This is a genomic window from Duganella aceris, from assembly GCF_011090165.1.
GTDB classification, from domain to species: domain Bacteria; phylum Pseudomonadota; class Gammaproteobacteria; order Burkholderiales; family Burkholderiaceae_D; genus Rugamonas; species Rugamonas aceris.
In genome coordinates this window covers 25,010-41,643 of record NZ_JAADJT010000008.1, presented here as the reverse complement: position 1 = coordinate 41,643, position 16,634 = coordinate 25,010, and the positions used below count along the sequence as shown (strand labels likewise).

14 protein-coding genes and 1 pseudogene are annotated in these 16,634 nt (G+C 66.1%); 6 read left to right on the top strand and 9 right to left on the bottom strand.

Annotated features, from left to right (window positions below; all coding sequences use genetic code 11):
- Window positions 1-69: 69 nt before the first annotated feature.
- The gene (locus GW587_RS17765; RefSeq protein ID WP_166105676.1) at window positions 70-2,580 is read left to right on the top strand and encodes a putative bifunctional diguanylate cyclase/phosphodiesterase; all 2,511 of its coding nucleotides are present in this window, start codon (window positions 70-72) and stop codon (window positions 2,578-2,580) included.
- Here GW587_RS17765 and glcF read toward each other — a convergent pair.
- The 3 genes from glcF to GW587_RS17750 are packed head-to-tail and all read right to left on the bottom strand — an operon-like array spanning window position 2,577 to window position 6,536.
- Window positions 2,577-3,797, bottom strand: a complete 1,221-nt coding sequence (gene glcF, locus GW587_RS17760; protein WP_166105674.1) for a glycolate oxidase subunit GlcF — start codon at window positions 3,795-3,797, stop codon at window positions 2,577-2,579. The genes GW587_RS17765 and glcF overlap by 4 nt on opposite strands.
- Window positions 3,798-3,805: 8 nt before the next feature.
- A complete protein-coding gene (glcE, locus tag GW587_RS17755) occupies window positions 3,806-5,035 on the bottom strand; it encodes a glycolate oxidase subunit GlcE (protein ID WP_166105672.1) in 1,230 nt (409 codons plus the stop codon).
- A 1-nt stretch (window position 5,036) separates the two neighbouring features.
- Complete coding sequence (locus tag GW587_RS17750) at window positions 5,037-6,536, bottom strand: FAD-linked oxidase C-terminal domain-containing protein (RefSeq protein ID WP_166105671.1); 1,500 nt, start codon at window positions 6,534-6,536, stop codon at window positions 5,037-5,039.
- Window positions 6,537-6,663: 127 nt separating this feature from the next.
- On the opposite strand from GW587_RS17750, the gene GW587_RS17745 reads away from it, so the two are divergent.
- Both GW587_RS17745 and GW587_RS17740 read left to right on the top strand, forming a co-directional pair.
- On the top strand, window positions 6,664-7,218 hold the full coding sequence (locus GW587_RS17745) for a suppressor of fused domain protein (protein WP_166105670.1): 555 nt from the start codon (window positions 6,664-6,666) through the stop codon (window positions 7,216-7,218).
- A 12-nt stretch (window positions 7,219-7,230) separates the two neighbouring features.
- Window positions 7,231-7,785, top strand: a complete 555-nt coding sequence (locus GW587_RS17740) for a cob(I)yrinic acid a,c-diamide adenosyltransferase (RefSeq protein ID WP_166105669.1) — start codon at window positions 7,231-7,233, stop codon at window positions 7,783-7,785.
- On the opposite strand, the gene GW587_RS17735 is transcribed toward GW587_RS17740, so the two are convergent.
- From GW587_RS17735 to GW587_RS17720, 4 genes are all read right to left on the bottom strand, one after another.
- Window positions 7,782-8,531 carry a M48 family metalloprotease gene (locus GW587_RS17735; protein WP_166105668.1) on the bottom strand — a complete coding sequence of 250 codons (750 nt, stop codon included), beginning with the start codon at window positions 8,529-8,531 and terminating at the stop codon, window positions 7,782-7,784. The two genes, GW587_RS17740 and GW587_RS17735, sit on opposite strands and share 4 nt — an antisense overlap.
- Before the next feature lie 105 nt (window positions 8,532-8,636).
- Window positions 8,637-10,511, bottom strand: coding sequence for a 1-deoxy-D-xylulose-5-phosphate synthase (gene dxs / locus GW587_RS17730; RefSeq protein ID WP_166105667.1), 1,875 nt, complete (start codon window positions 10,509-10,511; stop codon window positions 8,637-8,639).
- Window positions 10,512-11,414, bottom strand: coding sequence for a polyprenyl synthetase family protein (locus GW587_RS17725; RefSeq protein ID WP_166105666.1), 903 nt, complete (start codon window positions 11,412-11,414; stop codon window positions 10,512-10,514).
- Window positions 11,411-11,674 (bottom strand): exodeoxyribonuclease VII small subunit, encoded by a 264-nt coding sequence (locus GW587_RS17720; RefSeq protein ID WP_166105665.1) that lies wholly within the window; start codon window positions 11,672-11,674, stop codon window positions 11,411-11,413. Before GW587_RS17720 ends, GW587_RS17725 begins: the two co-directional genes overlap by 4 nt.
- 333 nt (window positions 11,675-12,007) lie before the next feature.
- Between GW587_RS17720 and GW587_RS17715 the strand changes: the two genes are divergently transcribed.
- The 3 genes from GW587_RS17715 to GW587_RS17705 are packed head-to-tail and all read left to right on the top strand — an operon-like array spanning window position 12,008 to window position 14,903.
- A complete protein-coding gene (locus GW587_RS17715; RefSeq protein ID WP_166105664.1) occupies window positions 12,008-13,108 on the top strand; it encodes an aromatic ring-hydroxylating oxygenase subunit alpha in 1,101 nt (366 codons plus the stop codon).
- 8 nt (window positions 13,109-13,116) lie between these two features.
- Window positions 13,117-14,040 (top strand): DMT family transporter, encoded by a 924-nt coding sequence (locus GW587_RS17710; RefSeq protein ID WP_166105663.1) that lies wholly within the window; start codon window positions 13,117-13,119, stop codon window positions 14,038-14,040.
- Window positions 14,041-14,051: 11 nt separating this feature from the next.
- Window positions 14,052-14,903 carry a sulfurtransferase gene (locus GW587_RS17705; RefSeq protein ID WP_166105662.1) on the top strand — a complete coding sequence of 284 codons (852 nt, stop codon included), beginning with the start codon at window positions 14,052-14,054 and terminating at the stop codon, window positions 14,901-14,903.
- A 31-nt stretch (window positions 14,904-14,934) separates the two neighbouring features.
- On the opposite strand, the gene GW587_RS31395 is transcribed toward GW587_RS17705, so the two are convergent.
- Window positions 14,935-15,813: a PEP-CTERM sorting domain-containing protein gene (locus GW587_RS31395; protein WP_166105661.1), complete on the bottom strand. Its 879-nt coding sequence runs from the start codon at window positions 15,811-15,813 to the stop codon at window positions 14,935-14,937.
- Between the two features lie 30 nt (window positions 15,814-15,843).
- Window positions 15,844-15,948: pseudogene (locus tag GW587_RS31865) on the bottom strand (PEP-CTERM sorting domain-containing protein); the annotation flags it as partial.
- Window positions 15,949-16,634: the final 686 nt, after the last annotated feature.

Below are 16,634 nucleotides of genomic sequence, written 5' to 3'. Positions count from 1 at the left end.
TTGGTCATTTCCAAATCGAATTAGTTACCTATGTCATTATTTGGAAAACTGCTGTCGCCCTGGATGCGGATGGGAATCTACTCGCGTTTATTCCTGCCCATCTTCGTGATCATCGCGCTGGTGGTCGGCGTGCGTTACAGCCTGCTGCTGCAATCGGAAACCTCGTACGCCCAGACGCGCTATCAGCAAGATGCCGCCGATCTGGCCGTCCATCTGCGCAAGGCGCTGCAACCGGCGCTGGCCGCGCGCGACCGCGCCGGCATCGATAGCGCGCTGTCCGGCGCCTTGCTGCTCAACGCCGACCTGTCTGCGGCGCGGCTCGATTACGCCGGCGGCCACCTCGAAGCGCTGCGCACCGCGCCCGCGGCGCAACCGGCGCCGGCCTGGTTCGCCAAGCTGGTCACGCTGGCGCCGCTGCAACGCGCCATCGCCATCGGCGACGCCAGCATCGCGCTGACGTTCGAACCGGCACTGCCGCTGGCCCAGGTCTGGCGCACCGTGCACCAGCAAGGCGTGATCTCGGCGCTGAATGTGCTGATCATCTACACGCTACTCGGCATCATCATCTTCGCCAACAAGCGCATGCTGGGCCGCCTGGCCGACGCCACCAACCGATTCCAGGCCGGCGACCACGATGTGCGCCTGCCGCTGCGCGGCACGCTGGAGGCGCGCATGCTGGCCTCCACCTTCAACAACATGGCGCAGCGGGTGCAGGCGCTGGTGCACAAGCTGCAACAGAGCCAGTCGCAATTGAGCGCGCAGCTGGAGCGCACGCTGCTGGCGCAGCAGCAGCTGCAAGCCGAGAAGGAGCGCATCGAAGTCACGCTGGCGTCGATCGGCGATGCGGTCATCACCACCGACCTGACCGGAAAAATCGCGACCATCAACGAAGTCGCGCAGCAGCTCACCGGCTGGTCCGAGTCGCGCGCGCGCGGCATGGAGCTGCACCAGGTGTTCGTGTTGGCGAATAACTTCGGCCAGCACTCGCTGCTCAAGTCGATGAGCGCGATCTACGCCGGCGGCGATGTGATCAAGGTCGGCAACCAGAGCCTGCGCAACCGCCTCGGCGCCACCTGCACCGTCGAGTACACCGCCAACGCCATCCGCACCGCGCGCGGCGAGGTGCAAGGCTCGGTGCTGGTGTTCCGCGACGTGACCGAACGCCGCCAGTTGATGCAGCAGATCTCGTGGCAGAGCAACCACGACATCCTGACCGGCTTGCCCAACCGCGCCGCGCTGGCCTCGCGCTTCGAACAGGAAGTGACGCGCGCCAGGAACGAGGGCTATCTGCTGGCGGTGTGCCTGTTCGACCTCGATCATTTCCAGCATGTGAACCAGAGCCGGGGCCAGGCCGTCGGTGACGAGATCCTCAAGCAGGTCGCCAGCCGCCTGCACGACTTCGCCGGCCAGCGCCATTACGTGGCGCGTCTTGGCGGCGACGAGTTCGTGCTGCTGCTGCCGGACCTGAATCATCGCGGCGCCATCGAGCACGCGCTGGAACGCCTGATGGCGGCGCTGTCGCGCACCTACATCTGCGAAGGCGAGGCGGTCGCCATGTCGGCCAGCGTCGGCATCGCGGTCTATACCGGCACCGACGTCAGCGCCGACAGCCTGCTGCGCCACGCCGACCAGGCGCTGTACCAGGCCAAGATCACGGGCCGCAACCGCTATCACTTCTTCGACGCCGACCTGGATGAACAGGTGCGCACCCACCACAACCGCCGCACCGAGGTGCGCGCGGCGCTGCGCGATGGCGAGCTGCGGCTGTACTACCAGCCCAAGCTGGACATGCGCAAGGGCCACATCGTCGGCATGGAGGCGCTGCTGCGCTGGCAGCATCCACAGCGCGGCATCGTCGGGCCGATGGACTTCCTGCCCATCGTCGAACACAGCGACGTCATCGTCGACATCGGCGAGTGGGTGATCCGTGAGGCGCTGCGCCAGCTGCAGTCGTGGCGCGTCTTCGATCCGCGCTGGGTCATCAGCGTCAACATCGCGGCGCGTCACTTCCAGCGTGCCGATTTCGTGGCGCGCTTGAAGACCATGCTATCGGAATTCGAGGACGTGCCGCCGCATATGCTGGAGCTGGAGATCCTGGAATCGTCGGCGCTGAGCGATATCAGCCAGGTACGCGCCATCATGCTCGATTGCCAGGCGCTGGGCATCAGCTTCGCGCTGGACGATTTTGGCACCGGCTATTCGTCGATGTCCTACCTGAAGCGGCTGCCGGCCGACATCCTCAAGATCGACCAGAGCTTCGTGCGCAATATGCTGGTGGACCGCGACGACCTGCATCTGGTCAGCGCCGTCATCGGCCTGGCCAAGGCTTTCGGCCTGGGCGTCATCGCCGAGGGCGTGGAGACGATGGAACACGGCGCCATGCTGATGCGCCTCGGTTGCGACCTGGCGCAGGGCTATGGCATCGCGCGGCCGATGCCGGCGGAGGATGTGCTGTCATGGGTCGCGGGCTTCGACGCGGCGCCGGTATGGCAGGCGGCCGCCAGCCTGCCGCCGATCGTCAGCCTGCACGAGGAGCCCGCGGCGGGCACGTCGCAGATGCCCTTGTTCGTGCAAACTTAGAGCAGCGCGCGGTCCACCAGTTCGATCCAGTGCATCACCGGCGTCTCGGTGCCCGATTGCAGATGCGCGCTGCAGCCGACGTTGGCCGAGACGATGGTGGTGGCGCCGGTGTCGGCCAGGTTGGCCAGCTTGCGGTCGCGCAGTTGCAGCGACAGTTCCGGCTGCAGCAGCGAATAGGTGCCGGCCGAGCCGCAGCACAGGTGGCTCTCGGCGCACAGCACCACGTCGACGCCGACCGCGCGCAGCACGCCCTCCACTTTGCCGCGTATCTGCTGGCCGTGTTGCAGCGTGCATGGCGGATGGTAGGCGACACGCTCGGTGATGCTGGCCTTGCGCGCCAGCTCCGTTTCGAATTCCGGCATGATTTCGCTCAGGTCGCGTGTCAGCGCGGAGATGCGTTGTGCCTTGTCGGCGTACCCGGCGTCGTGCGCCAGCAGGTGGCCGTATTCCTTGACCATCACCCCGCAACCGGAGGCCGTCATGACGATCGCCTCCACAGCGCCGTCGCTGACTTGCGGCCACCAGGCGTCGATGTTGCGGCGCATGTCGTCCAGCGCCGCGTCCTGGTCGTTGAGGTGGTGCCGCACCGCGCCGCAGCAGCCGGCCCTGGGCGCGACCATCAGCTGCACGCCCAATGCGTCGAGCACGCGCGCGGCGGCGGCGTTGATGTTGGGCGCCATGCCCGGCTGCGCGCAGCCTTCCAGCACCAGCATCTTGCGGGCGTGCTGGCGTGACGGCCAGGCGCCGGCGCTTTTACGGGCCGGGATCTTGTCCTGCAAGGCGGGAGACAGCAAGGGACGAAACAGCTGCCCCGCGCGCAGCGCCGGCGTGAACACCGCCTTGCGCGGCAAGGCTTCCTTCAGCACCAGCCGTTTCAGGCGCTCCGCCAGCGGGCGCTGTACCCGCTGCTCGACCACCTTGCGGCCGATGTCGATCAGGCGGCCGTATTTGACGCCGGACGGACAGGTGGTCTCGCAATTGCGGCAGGTCAGGCAGCGGTCCAGGTGGGTCTGCGTCTTGACCGTGACCGGCGCGCCTTCCAGCACTTGCTTGATCAGGTAGATGCGGCCGCGAGGGCCATCCAGCTCGTCGCCCAGCAGCTGGTAGGTCGGGCAAGTGGCGGTGCAGAAGCCGCAGTGCACGCAGGCGCGCAGGATGGCGTCGGCCTCTTCGCCCTCGGGTGTGTTCTTGATGAAGTCAGCGAGATTGGTTTGCATGGCGTCGGTCAGTACATGCGGCCGGGGTTGAAGATCCCGGCGGGATCGAAGGAGTGTTTCAGGCGCTCATGGATTTTCATCACGGCCGGCGCCAGCGGGTGGAACACGCCGACGCTTTTGTCTCCGCCACGGAATAGCGTGGCGTGGCCGCCGGCCGCCGACACCGTGCGGCGGATGCCTTCCGCCTGCGCGGCGTCGCCGCCGTCGACCTTGAGCCAGCGCTGCGCGCCGCCCCACTCGATCAGCTGCTCGCCGCGCAGAATGATGGCGCTGGCGGCCGACGGCACCGATAGCCGCCACAAGCTGCCGCCGCTGAAATACGGGTGCGTCTGGTCGCGCAGCGCGGCCCAGAACGCGGCGCCATCGTCCGCTCGCCCCGCCGCGTGGTCGTCCGGGCCGTCGTCGGCCTGATCCGTCGTCCGATGCGTGGCGAGCCCTCCCCCGCCCGTGCCCTCCGCCGCAGCGCTGTTGGCGTTGGTCCCCGCGCCGCCGGCCATGGTGCCGCTGGCACTTGCCTCCGCGTCGCCGAACGACTCGCCGCCCAGCTTGCGCCGCGCCGCCACCACCGCCGCCTCGGCGCCGGACAGGCGCAGCGACAGCACGCCCTGGTGCCAGCAGCTGGCCGATATCGGCAAGGGCTGGCCGCCCCATTCGTTGAGCCGACGCAGCGCGTCGATCTCGCTCATCTCGAAGCGCAGGCTGGCGCCACCGAGCGGCACCGGCAGCACCTTTAGCGACACTTCAAGGATCAAGCCCAGCGTGCCAAGCGACCCAGCCAGCAACCGCGACACATCGTAGCCCGCGACATTCTTCATCACCTGCCCGCCGAAGCGCAGCGCCTCGCCGTGGCCGTCCATCAGCACCGCGCCCAGCACGAAATCGCGCACCGCCCCGGCGCTGGCGCGACGTGGCCCGGACAAGGCACTGGCCACCACCCCGCCGATGGTCGATTCCGGCCCGAAGCGCGGGGGCTCGAACGCCAGCATCTGGTTATGCCGCGCCAGCAAGGCCTCGATCTCGGCCAGCGGCGTGCCGCAACGCGCCGTCACCACCAGTTCGGTCGGCTCATACGACACGATGCCGGCGTAGGCGCGCGTGTCGAGCACCTCGCCATCGAGCGCCTGGCCGTACCATTCCTTGGTGCCCCCGCCGCGTATGCGCAGCGGCGTATTGGCGGCGGTGGCGGCGCGGATGCGCGCGCTGAACTGCGTGGCGATGTCGGTATGGGAATCGGTCATGTCAAAAACGCGGAAGATGGGCAAACGGCAGCGCGCCGCCGCTGACGCGCATCTTGCCGAATTCGGCGCAGCGGTTCAGCGTGGGGATGGCCTTGTCGGGATTGAGCAGGCCATGCGTGTCGAAGCTGCGCTTGACCGAGAAGAAGGCCTCCAGCTCGGCCGGCGCGAACTGCACGCACATCGAGTCGATCTTCTCGATGCCGACGCCATGCTCGCCGGTGATGGTGCCGCCCACCGCGACGCACAGCGCCAGGATCTCGGCGCCGAAGGCTTCGGCGCGATGGAACTCGTCCGGGATGTTGGCGTTGAACAGGATCAGCGGATGCAGGTTGCCGTCGCCGGCATGGAACACGTTGGCGCAGCGCAGGCCGTACTTGACCTCCATCGCCGCGATGCCGGCCAGGACTTCGCCCAGGCGCTTGCGCGGGATGGTGCCGTCCATGCAGTAGTAATCGGGCGAGATGCGGCCCGCCGCCGGAAACGCGTTCTTGCGGCCGGACCAGAACTTCAGCCGCTCCGCCTCCGACTGCGACACCGCGATCGCGCTGGCGCCGGCCAGGTTCAGCACCGCAGACATGCGCGCGATCTCTTCCTCCACCTCCTCGATGGTGCCGTCGGCCTCGCACAGCAGGATCGCGGCGGCGTCGGTATCGTAGCCGGCCTTGACGAACGGCTCGACCATGCGCGACGAAGTCTGATCCATCATCTCCAGTCCGGCCGGGATGATGCCGGCGGCGATCAACGCCGCCACCGCGTGGCAACCGGAGACCACCTCGTTGAACGAGGCCATGATGACGCGCGCCGTCGCCGGCTTGGGCACCAGCTTGACCGTCACCTCGGTGACGATGCCGAGCATGCCCTCGGAGCCGATGAACACCGACAGCAGGTCCAGCCCCGGCGCGTCGAGCGCCTCGCTGCCCAGTTCCACCACGTCGCCGTCGATCGTGACCATGCGCACGCGCAGCACGTTGTGCACCGTCAGGCCGTACTTCAGGCAATGCACGCCGCCGGAGTTCTCGGCCACGTTGCCGCCGATGGTGCAGGCGATCTGCGACGACGGATCGGGCGCGTAGTACAAGCCATGCTGCGCCGCCGCCTCCGAGATCGCCAGGTTGCGCACGCCCGGCTGCACCACCGCCGTCCGCGAGTACGCGTCCATGCGCACGATGCGGTTCAGGCGCGCGGTCGACAACACCACGCCGTCGGCGATCGGCATCGCGCCGCCGGACAGGCCGGTGCCGGCGCCGCGCGGCACCACCGGCACCTTCAGCTCGCGGCACACCTGCAGCACCGCGACGATCTGCGCCTCGCTGTCGGGCAGCACGACGATCATCGGCATCTGCCGGTACGCGGCCAGGCCGTCGCACTCATATGGGCGGGTATCTTCCGGCGCCGACAACACGGCGCGCGCCGGCAGCACATGGTGCAACGCAGCAGCGACCTGCGCGCGGCGGGCGGCGAGATCGGCCAGCAAGGCCGCTTCGGGAATGGCAGTGTTCATGGGACCGGCGCCTGAAAACACGAATGAGCTTCGATTGTAAGCACAAACGCCAGCGGCGGCGACATCTTTGGTAAACCCGCAGCGTATAATCTTCCGGGCAAAGCATCATCACTTCATTGGAACAGGTATGGAATACAAATTTGAACAGGCTTGGCTGGAGGCGCTGGAGCAGCGCTTCGGCGTGCCGGCGCAGATCGCCGAGGTGGCGCTGGAGAATCGTCCGCGCATGTTGATCTATTACTTCCCCGACTTTCCGGAGAAGGACATGCTGACGGCGGTGACCGCCGGGCTGTCCAACGCCGAGCATCCGGTCTGGAAGCACGGCAAGCCGGAACTGAGCTTCACGCTCAAGACCAAGGACACCGGCTGGGGCAGCGCGGCCGCCTACATCGCGCAATCGTTCTACGGCGACAGCCCGTTCAACTACCAGGCCTCGTTCAAGCTGGATGTGCCGATGTCGAAAGACAGCGCGATGAACGCCTGCTTCGTCTACCGCCCGCAATTCATGGACGACGAGCAGATCAAGTTCGAGCTGCCGGACCGCACCATCTACCTGGCCGGCCTGTTCCCGATGTACGACGAGGAAGTGGCCATGTACGAGGCCAAGGGTTTGAAGGAGTTCTGGAACACGCCCGGCTTCCACCCTTACGATCCGACCCGCGCCAGCATCGCCGGCAAATAACCAGGAGCCACCATGGGCAACCGACTCTCGAAAATCGCCACCCGCACCGGCGACGGCGGCACCACCGGCCTCGGTGACGGCAGCCGCACCGACAAGGACAGCGTGCGTATCCACTCGATCGGCGAAGTCGACGAGCTCAATTCGCATATCGGCCTGCTGTTGTGCGAAGAGATGCCGCCCGATCTGCGCGAGGAGCTGGTGACGATCCAGCACGACCTGTTCGACCTGGGCGGCGAGTTGTGCATCCCCGGCTACCAGATGATCACCGAGGCGCACGTCGAGCGTCTGGACACGCTGCTGGCCAAGTACAACGCCACGCTGCCGGCGCTGACGGAATTCATCCTGCCGGCCGGCTCGCGCGCGGCGTCGCAGGCGCACATCTGCCGCACCGTGTGCCGCCGCGCCGAACGCGCCATCGTCACCTTAGGCAAGACCGAAACCATCCACGAGCATCCGCGCCAGTATGTGAACCGCCTGTCGGACCTGATGTTCGTGCTGTCGCGCGTGTTGAACCGCTTCGGCGGCGGCAGCGATGTGCTGTGGCAGCATGAGCGCAAGCGCGGCTAATTCTCTCCGAACAGCCGCGCCATGCCCTTGGCCATGCTGAGCCGCGAGGCGGTCGCCGGATAGGCGCTGGAGATCAGCCCGCCCTGCTCCGCGCCCGCCAGTTTGCCGTAGAAGCTGACCATCGCGGCCGGCGGCCATCCGGCGCGGTGCGCCAGCACCATGCCCAGTTGATCGGCCTCGGACTCCTGCAGGCTGGATAAGGTCGACAGGCGGATTTGCAGCGACAGGTCGCTGTCCAGCCGCTCCATCACCACCTCCAGCGGCACCGCAGGAAAACGATTCAGGAACAGCGCCTCCGAGAACGTCTCGCGATGATGCTCGGCCACCGCGTGCGCGACTTCGTGCGCCAGCAGCGTCGCCAGCTCGCCGTCGCTCAGCGCCAGCTGATGCACGAAGACGCTGCCGACCAGGATTTTGCCGCCGGCCATGCAGATCGCGTCCACCTCGGCATCGCCGGTGGTGTGCACCTCCCATTGCCATTGCGCCGCCTCCGGCTTCAACGCCACGGCGGCGCGGATCAGGCCATCGCCGATGCGCTGCAACCGCGCCAGCAGGGCGCGATCCTCATCCAGCTTGCCGGCCGCCGCCAGATCGACCGTGCGGTCGATATAGCGGTCCTCCATGCGGGCGTCGACCTCCTCCGCGCTGAAGCGCAACTCCTGCGCCCGGCCGGACTCCGGCACCTGCGCCCACGCCGTCCCGCAGAGGAACAGCAAACCGGCAAGCAGGGAGGCGGCGGCATTCATGGCATATAAATGGCATAAACTGTTTATACCAATATAGGACGCACCCGTTCGATAGGCAAGAAAAAAGCCGCCCGAAGGCGGCTTTGATCAAAAAAACGACGATTATCAGCCTTTATTCACCACGACCAGTCGCGGCTCCTCGCTGCCGAAGCGCTTCTTGATCGACGCCGTGATGCCGGCGCCGTCCAGGCCCACGCCGGCCAGCAGCTTGGCCGGGTCGCCGTGGTCGATGAATTTGTCGGGCAGGCCGATCATCAGCAGCGGCTTGACGATGCCCTCGGCGGCCATCGCTTCGGCCACGGCGGCGCCGGCGCCGCCCATGATCGCGCCCTCTTCCACCGTCACGAAATAATCGTGGTCGGCGGCCAGCTGCTTGACCAGTTCCACGTCCAACGGCTTGACGAAGCGCATGTTGGCGACGGTGGCGTCCAGCGCCTCGCCGGCCGTCAGCGACGGCGCGACCATCGAGCCGAACGCCAGGATCGCGATCTTCTGGCCCTTGCGCTTGATCTCGCCCTTGCCGATTTCGATGCTGGTCAGCTCCTGCTTGATCGCCGCGCCGATGCCGGCGCCGCGCGGATAGCGGATCGCCGCCGGTCCGTTGTGGCGGTAGCCGGTGGTCAGCATCTGCCGGCACTCATTCTCATCCGAGGCGGCCATGACCACCATGTTCGGGATGCAGCGCAGATATGCCAGGTCGTAGTTGCCGGCGTGGGTGGCGCCGTCGGCGCCGACCAGGCCGGCGCGGTCCAGCGCGAACGTGACGTCCAGGTTTTGCAGCGCGACGTCGTGGATCAGCTGATCGTAGCCGCGTTGCAGGAAGGTCGAGTAGATCGCCACCACCGGTTTCAGATCCTCGCACGCCAGGCCGGCGCCGAAGGTCACCGCGTGCTGCTCGGCGATGCCGACGTCGAAGTAGCGCTCCGGATATTCCTGTTCGAAACGCACCATGCCCGAACCTTCGCGCATCGCCGGCGTGATGCCGACCAGCTTCTTGTCGGCGGCGGCCATGTCGCACAGCCAGTCGCCGAACACTTCGGTGTAGGTCTTCTTGCCCGGCGCGACCGCCGGTTTGATGCCTTCGGCCGGGTTGAACTTGCCGGTGCCGTGGTACAGGATAGGCTCGGCCTCGGCCAGCTTGTAGCCCTGGCCTTTCTTGGTCACCACGTGCAGGAACTGCGGTCCCTTGAGCTGCTTGATGTTCTGCAGCGTCGGGATCAGCGAATCGAGATCGTGGCCGTCGATCGGGCCGATGTAGTTGAAGCCGAATTCCTCGAACATCGTGGCCGGCACCACCATGCCCTTGGCGTGTTCCTCCAGCCGCTTCGCCAGTTCCAGCACGGGACCCGGCAGCACCGACTTGCCGACGTTCTTGGCGGCGGCGTAGAACTGCCCCGACATCAGGCGCGCCAGGTAGCGGTTCAAGGCGCCGACCGGCGGCGAGATCGACATGTCGTTGTCGTTCAGGATCACCAGCAGGTTCACGTCTTCCTGCACGCCGGCGTTGTTCAACGCTTCGAACGCCATGCCGGCGGTCATCGAGCCGTCGCCGATGACGGCGATGGCGTGGCGATGCTCGCCCTTGATCTTGGCCGCCTGCGCCATGCCCAGCGCCGCCGAGATCGAGGTCGACGAGTGCGCGGTGCCGAAGGTGTCGTATTCGCTTTCGTCGCGCTTGGGGAAGCCGGAGATGCCGTTCAGCTGGCGCAGCGTGTGCATGCGGTCGCGCCGGCCGGTCAGGATCTTGTGCGAGTAGGTCTGGTGGCCCACGTCCCAGACGATGCGGTCGTGCGGCGTGTTGAACACGTAGTGCAGCGCCACCGTCAGCTCGACCGTGCCCAGGTTGGACGACAGATGGCCGCCGGTCTTCGACACCGAATCGAGCAGGTAGGCGCGCAGTTCGTTCGCCAGCGGCGTCAGTTGGGTGTACGCCAGCTTGCGTACATCGGCCGGGGATTCTATTTTTTCGAGCAAGTTCATTTATGCCTTCCGCTGCACGATCAAGTCCGCGAGTTCGCGTAACCGCAGAGCTTTATCTCCAAACGGCGCGAGCGCTGCGTGCGCGTCGAGCCGCAATTTTTCCGCCAGCGCGCGCGACGGTTCCAGCCCCAGTATCGAAACATAGGTCGGCTTGTTGTCGGCGGCGTCCTTGCCGGCGGTCTTGCCCAGCGTGGCCGAATCGGCCGTCGCGTCGAGCACGTCGTCCACCACCTGGAACGCCAGGCCGATGGCGCGCGCGTAGACATTCAGCGCGTCCAGCTCATCCTGCTCCAGCTGCTTGCCGGCCAGCGCGCCCAGCACCACCGACGCGCGCAGCAGCGCACCGGTCTTCAGTTGATGCATCTGTTCCAGCTGCTCCAGCGTCAGGCTGATGCCGACGCTATCGAGGTCGATCGCCTGGCCGCCGCACATGCCGGCCGAGCCGGAGGCGTGCGCCAGCAGCCGCAGCATCGCCACCAGCCGCGCCAGCGGCACCGGGTTGGCGTCGGCCGCCGCTTCCGCCAGCACCAAAAAGGCCTGCGATTGCAGCGCGTCGCCGACCAGCAGCGCGGTCGCTTCGTCGTAGGCCACGTGCACCGTCGGCTTGCCGCGGCGCAGTTCGTCGTCGTCCATGCATGGCATGTCGTCGTGTACCAGCGAATAGGCGTGGATCATTTCCACCGCCGCCGCCGCGCGCGCCAGGATGGCGGCGTCGGCGCCGAACAGCGCGCCGGCGGCGTACACCAGCAGCGGGCGCACCCGCTTGCCGCCGCCCAGCAGCGCATAGCGCATCGCCGCGTGCAGCTTGGTCGGGATCGCGGTGGCCGGCGGCAGGAAAGCGGATAAATCGTTTTCGGATCCGGCCTGCACGGTCTTCATCCAGTCGTCGAAGGCGGCGCTCATTGCTGCGCCTCGCCGGTGTCGACGAAGGGCTTGAGCATCTCGCCCTCCAGCACCTTGACCTGGGATTCCACTTTTTCCAGCTGGGCGGCGCAGAACTTCACCAGCTCCGAGCCGCGCGCGTAGGCGGCGACCGAAGCCTCCAGCGGCAGCTGTCCTGCCTCCATTTGCGCGACCAGTTGTGCCAACTCCGCCATCGCTTCTTCGAACGAAGCGGGAGCGAGGGCGGCGGCGGTCGCGTCGGCAGTTAATTTCTTAGACATAGTCACTCAGGTTTCAAGGCAAAAAACACGTGCCAGCGCAGTGTAGTCCGATATTTTAGAACAAACCACCTTATCCGGTGGAACTATAGCGGTCGATGACCGGCCACCTGCGCGGCGGACTATGGATTTTATCGCAATCATCGCCATTTTCCATCAAGTCATATGATTTATACAATTTTTCGCACAGAAAACCAGCACAGCGGTCCGCATGGCAGAGGTAAAACCCGGTATAATCGCCGGTTCCGTCCGAAATACCACCTCAACGCATTCGAATGCGGGTCTTTACGGATTCTGTCTCTCTTTGGTTTGATGTACATATTAAGGGGGGTTGGGATGTCCGATCTGGGTACCCACGCCAAGCTGGCGCGTCCGAACGCGCAACTTCCGGTTAACGTCTACTTCGACGAAGCGCTGTTGCAGCGCGAAATGAAGCAATTATTCCAGGCGGGCCCGCAGTACGTGGGTCATGAACTGATGGTGCCGAATGTCGGCGACTTCGCGACCCTCGTTTCCGAAAACGAAGGGCGTATGCTGGTGCGTAACGCGAACGGCCTGGAGCTGCTGTCCAACGTCTGCCGCCACCGCCAGGCGCTGATGTTCAACGGTCGCGGCAACGCCAACAACATCGTCTGCCCGCTGCATCGCTGGACCTATGACCTCAAGGGAGAGCTGATCGGCGCGCCGCACTTCCCCGAGACGCCTTGCCTGAACCTGCCCAAGACCCGGCTGCAAAGCTGGAACGGCCTGCTGTTCGAGCAAAACGGCTACAACGTCATGGAGTCGCTGAACAATCTGTCGGTGACCAAGGACCTGGATTTCTCCGGCTATATGTTCGACCACGCCGTGGTCCAGACCTGCAACTACAACTGGAAGACCTTCATCGAGGTCTATCTGGAGGACTATCACGTCGAGCCGTTCCATCCGGGCCTGGGCGGCTTCGTCAGCTGCGACGACCTGCGCTGGGAATTCGGCCGCGACTACAGCGTGCAGACGGTGGGCGTCAACAAGGGCCTGCTCAAGTCGGGCTCCGAGATCTACCAGCGCTGGCAGGAGCAGGTGCTCAAGTTCCGTGGCGGCGAGCCGCCGCCGTACGGCGCCATCTGGCTGACGCTGTATCCGAACATCATGGTCGAGTGGTATCCGCATGTGCTGATCGTCTCGACGCTGTGGCCGGACGGCCCGCAGCGCACCCGCAACGTGGTCGAGTTCTATTACCCCGAGGAGATCGTGCTGTTCGAGCGCGAGTTCATCGAGGCGGAGCGCGCGGCCTACATGGAAACCTGCGCCGAGGACGACGAGATCGCCCTGCGCATGGATGCCGGCCGCAAGGTGCTGATGCAACGCGGCACCAGCGACGCCGGCCCCTATCAATCGCCGATGGAAGACGGGATGCAGCACTTCCACGAATGGTATAGAGCCAACATCGACTTATAAGGTACGGAATGCAATCACTTTGGATGTTGTTCGCAAGTTTCATGTTCGCCGTCATGGGGGTGTGCGTGAAGCTGGCCTCGGAAGAGTTTTCAACATCTGAGCTGGTGATGTACCGTGGGGTGGTCGGCGTGACCGTGCTCGCCACGGTGATCAAATTGCAGGGTGGCTCGTTCCGCACCACCATGCCCGGCGCCCACCTGTGGCGCGGCGTGATCGGCGTGATTTCGCTGTGGCTGTGGTATTACTCGATCGGCCAGCTGCCGCTGGCAACCGCGATGACGCTCAACTACATGTCGCCGATCTGGATCGCGGTGTGGCTGTTCGCCATCGGCTGGTGGCACGCCAAGGGCGACGTCAAGTGGCCGCTGATGCTGGCGGTGGGCTTCAGCTTCGTCGGCGTCACGCTGCTGCTGCGGCCGGCCTTCCACGCCAACCAGCTGACGCCGGCGCTGATCGCGCTCAGTTCCAGCATGATCACCGCCATGGCCTATATGCAGGTGCGCAAGCTGGGCCTGGCCGGCGAGCCGGAAAACCGCGTGGTGTTTTATTTCACCGTGATGAACCTGCTGGCCGGCATCGTCGGCGTCTACCTGACCGCCGGCAGCGGCGGCCCGGTGTGGCATCCGATCGACAACCCGCGCAGCATCATGCTGCTGCTGGGCATCGGCGTCTGCGCCACCAGCGCGCAGATCGCGATGACGCGCGCCTACCGCCTCGGCAACACGCTGGTGGTGGCCAATCTTCAGTACACCGGCATCGTGTTTTCCAGTATCTGGGGCGTGTTCGTGTTCGGCGACGTGTTCAGCTGGCACAGCTGGGCGGGCATCGCCATCATTCTCGCGTCCGGCATCGCCGCGACGTTCTACAATACGCGCAACACCGAACGTGGCAAGGCCATCGCCACCACCGATCCGATCGCCAGCGAAGTTTAAGGAGCCCGAACATGCACACCACCCTGATCGACGCCACCACCCTGTCCCGCCATCTGGACGATCCCGACTGGGTCATCCTCGATTGCCGCCATGACCTGATGAATCCGAACGCGGGCAGCGACGGCTTCGCCATCGGCCATATCGCCGGCGCCCAGTTCGCCAATGTGGATACGGATTTGTCCGGCGCGAAGATCGGGCCGGACGGCAAGTTCCAGGGCCGTCATCCGCTGCCGGGACGCGCCGCGCTGATCGACACGCTGCGCGGCTGGGGCATCAACGACGACACCCAAGTGGTGGCCTACGACGCGCACGGCGGCATGTTCGCGGCGCGCGTGTGGTGGCTGCTGCGCTGGGTCGGCCATCCGGCGGTGGCGGTGCTGGACGGTGGCCTGGTGGCCTGGCAGTCGCAAGGCCTGCCGATGGTGACGCACGCCGAGCGCCGCACGCCGGGCGCCATCGCCGAGCATGCATCGCTGGTGGCGACGGTGTCGGCCGAGGACGTGGTGGCGAATCTGCAGTCGCAGGCGCGCACCGTGGTCGACGCCCGCGCGGCCGACCGCTATCGCGGCGAGAACGAGACCATCGACCCGGTCGGCGGCCACATTCCCGGCGCGAAGAACCGCTTCTTCAAGGACAATCTGAGCGTCGACGGCCGCTTCAAGAACGCCGAAGAGTTGAAGGCCGACTTCGCGCCGCTGTTCGACAGCGCGGCCAAGGCCATCATGCAATGCGGCTCCGGCGTGACCGCCTGCCACAACCTGCTGGCCCTGGAAATCGCCGGCCTGCCCGGCGCGGCGCTGTACCCCGGCTCGTGGAGCGAATGGGTCGCCGACCCGGCGCGCCCGGTGGCGACCGGCGCCTGATTCAAGGCGCCGGCGGGGCTGGGGCTTCGGCTCAGGCCTGATCGCCTGCCGTCTTGCGGCGGCGCGCCACGCCGCCCACCAACGCCAGCCCGGCCAGCAGCATCGCGTAGGTTTCCGGCTCCGGCACCGGCGTCACGCCATCCCACACCGCCGAGTAACCCTCGGTGGAAACGAAGGCCTGCATCTCGCCGAACGCGTTCACCCCGCTGGTGTTGCTGAAGCTGGCCGACAGCAACCCGCTCCAGCTGTCGCGCACGCCCTCGGTGGTGCCGTCGTCGCGCACATTGAAGGTGGCGAACAGCTCGCGCTCCTGACCATCGAACTGCTCCTGCCCCGCCACGCTGCCGCTCACAGCCAGCAGCATGTGCGCATACGCATACTCATCCTGGTCGGCATCAAGGTTATAGCCCATGCTGGTCGCCACCTGCGCCGAGGCGATGGTGCTGAAGGTGACCTTGGTGTTGGCCGACAAGGTGAAGGTGTTGAAGAAGGGATCGGCGCCGGTGGCGTAGCTGCGGTAGGCGCCGTAGCCATCCAGTCCGCTGGCGGCCGCGCCGCTGGCCGACAAGGCGGTGAAGCCCGCCACAGTGTTGGCCGCCGTCACGCTGGAACTGGCCGACGACCAGTCGGTATGCGTCTGACCGGACAGCACGCCTTGCTGCTGCGGCGCGGTGTAGGCGTATAGATTGTCATCGGCGGTGTCGCCCCAGCCCAGGGTCTCGCCCAGCACATAGGCATGGCCGTTGGCGCTGAACGACAGCGTCGGCGCGACGCCGTCGCCGGTATTCAGATCGGTCAGCGTGATGACCAGGTTGCCGAAGGTCGCACTGCTGCTGGCGTTGGCGAACACCGGGCCGACTGCGGCGGCCAGGCAGGCCGCCGCCAGGGTATGCATTACATAGCGCTTCATGAAATCTCCAATGGTAAGCAACGGATCACGTTATTGGCCGCGATTGCGGCGGCGGCGCGCCAGCGCGCCCATCAGTCCCAGCCCGCCCAGCAGCATGCCGTAGGTGCCCGGCTCCGGCACGGCCGAGATCACCGAGCGGCCGCCGATGCTGGCGTCGGCAAAGAATTCGCCCTGCGTGGAGTGATTGCTCAGGTTGCTGAAACTCGCGGTCATGATGCCGCTCCAGCTGTCGGAGGCGCCGCCGAGCGGATCGCCGTCGACGTAATACACGCTGACGCTGTGTTGCTGCAGGTCGTCGACCATCGAACCGCCGTCCGGGCTCAGTCCGCCGGCATACAGCGACATCAGCACGGAAGCGGCCTCGCCTTCCAGCGCGCCGGGGGTATAGCCGATGGTGGTGCTGGCGCTCATCGTGGTGTTGACCGAAAAGCTGACCATGGTGTTGGCCGACAGCGTGAAGCCCTTGTTGTCGTGCGTGTTCGGCACCCCGGCGTAGGCATAGAAACGCGAATGCTGGTCGCTGGTGCTGTGGGCCGCGCCTGACAGGCTGAGCCCGCTGAAGCCGACGCCGTCGGCCGCGCCGGTGACGCTGGCGGACGAGGTCGCCAGATTGGTGCTGGTGCTGCCGCTGACGTTGGTGGTCTGCCAGGCGCCGCTTTTATCGAAGCGGCCCAGCTGGTGGCCGGGATCGTAGCCGCCGACCTGGCCGGTCTCGGCCTCGCCGTAGACGTAGGCGCCGCCGGCAAATTTGTTCGGGTTGGGCAGGAATGAAATGCTGGCGGCGACGCCGTCGTTCGGATCCAGGTCGATCAGCGTCACCG

What these genes read in the sequence shown, in the direction of transcription:
- GW587_RS17705 (WP_166105662.1), top strand. Translation starts at nt 14,052, where the DNA reads ATGCACACCACCCTGATCGACGCCACCACCCTGTCCCGCCATCTGGAC.
- GW587_RS17710 (WP_166105663.1), top strand. Translation starts at nt 13,117, where the DNA reads ATGCAATCACTTTGGATGTTGTTCGCAAGTTTCATGTTCGCCGTCATG.
- GW587_RS17735 (WP_166105668.1), bottom strand. Translation starts at nt 8,531, where the DNA reads ATGAATGCCGCCGCCTCCCTGCTTGCCGGTTTGCTGTTCCTCTGCGGG.
- GW587_RS17765 (WP_166105676.1), top strand. Translation starts at nt 70, where the DNA reads ATGGGAATCTACTCGCGTTTATTCCTGCCCATCTTCGTGATCATCGCG.
- GW587_RS17720 (WP_166105665.1), bottom strand. Translation starts at nt 11,674, where the DNA reads ATGTCTAAGAAATTAACTGCCGACGCGACCGCCGCCGCCCTCGCTCCC.
- GW587_RS17715 (WP_166105664.1), top strand. Translation starts at nt 12,008, where the DNA reads ATGTCCGATCTGGGTACCCACGCCAAGCTGGCGCGTCCGAACGCGCAA.
- GW587_RS17740 (WP_166105669.1), top strand. Translation starts at nt 7,231, where the DNA reads ATGGGCAACCGACTCTCGAAAATCGCCACCCGCACCGGCGACGGCGGC.
- GW587_RS17750 (WP_166105671.1), bottom strand. Translation starts at nt 6,536, where the DNA reads ATGAACACTGCCATTCCCGAAGCGGCCTTGCTGGCCGATCTCGCCGCC.
- glcE (WP_166105672.1), bottom strand. Translation starts at nt 5,035, where the DNA reads ATGACCGATTCCCATACCGACATCGCCACGCAGTTCAGCGCGCGCATC.
- GW587_RS31395 (WP_166105661.1), bottom strand. Translation starts at nt 15,813, where the DNA reads ATGAAGCGCTATGTAATGCATACCCTGGCGGCGGCCTGCCTGGCCGCC.
- glcF (WP_166105674.1), bottom strand. Translation starts at nt 3,797, where the DNA reads ATGCAAACCAATCTCGCTGACTTCATCAAGAACACACCCGAGGGCGAA.
- dxs (WP_166105667.1), bottom strand. Translation starts at nt 10,511, where the DNA reads ATGAACTTGCTCGAAAAAATAGAATCCCCGGCCGATGTACGCAAGCTG.
- GW587_RS17725 (WP_166105666.1), bottom strand. Translation starts at nt 11,414, where the DNA reads ATGAGCGCCGCCTTCGACGACTGGATGAAGACCGTGCAGGCCGGATCC.
- GW587_RS17745 (WP_166105670.1), top strand. Translation starts at nt 6,664, where the DNA reads ATGGAATACAAATTTGAACAGGCTTGGCTGGAGGCGCTGGAGCAGCGC.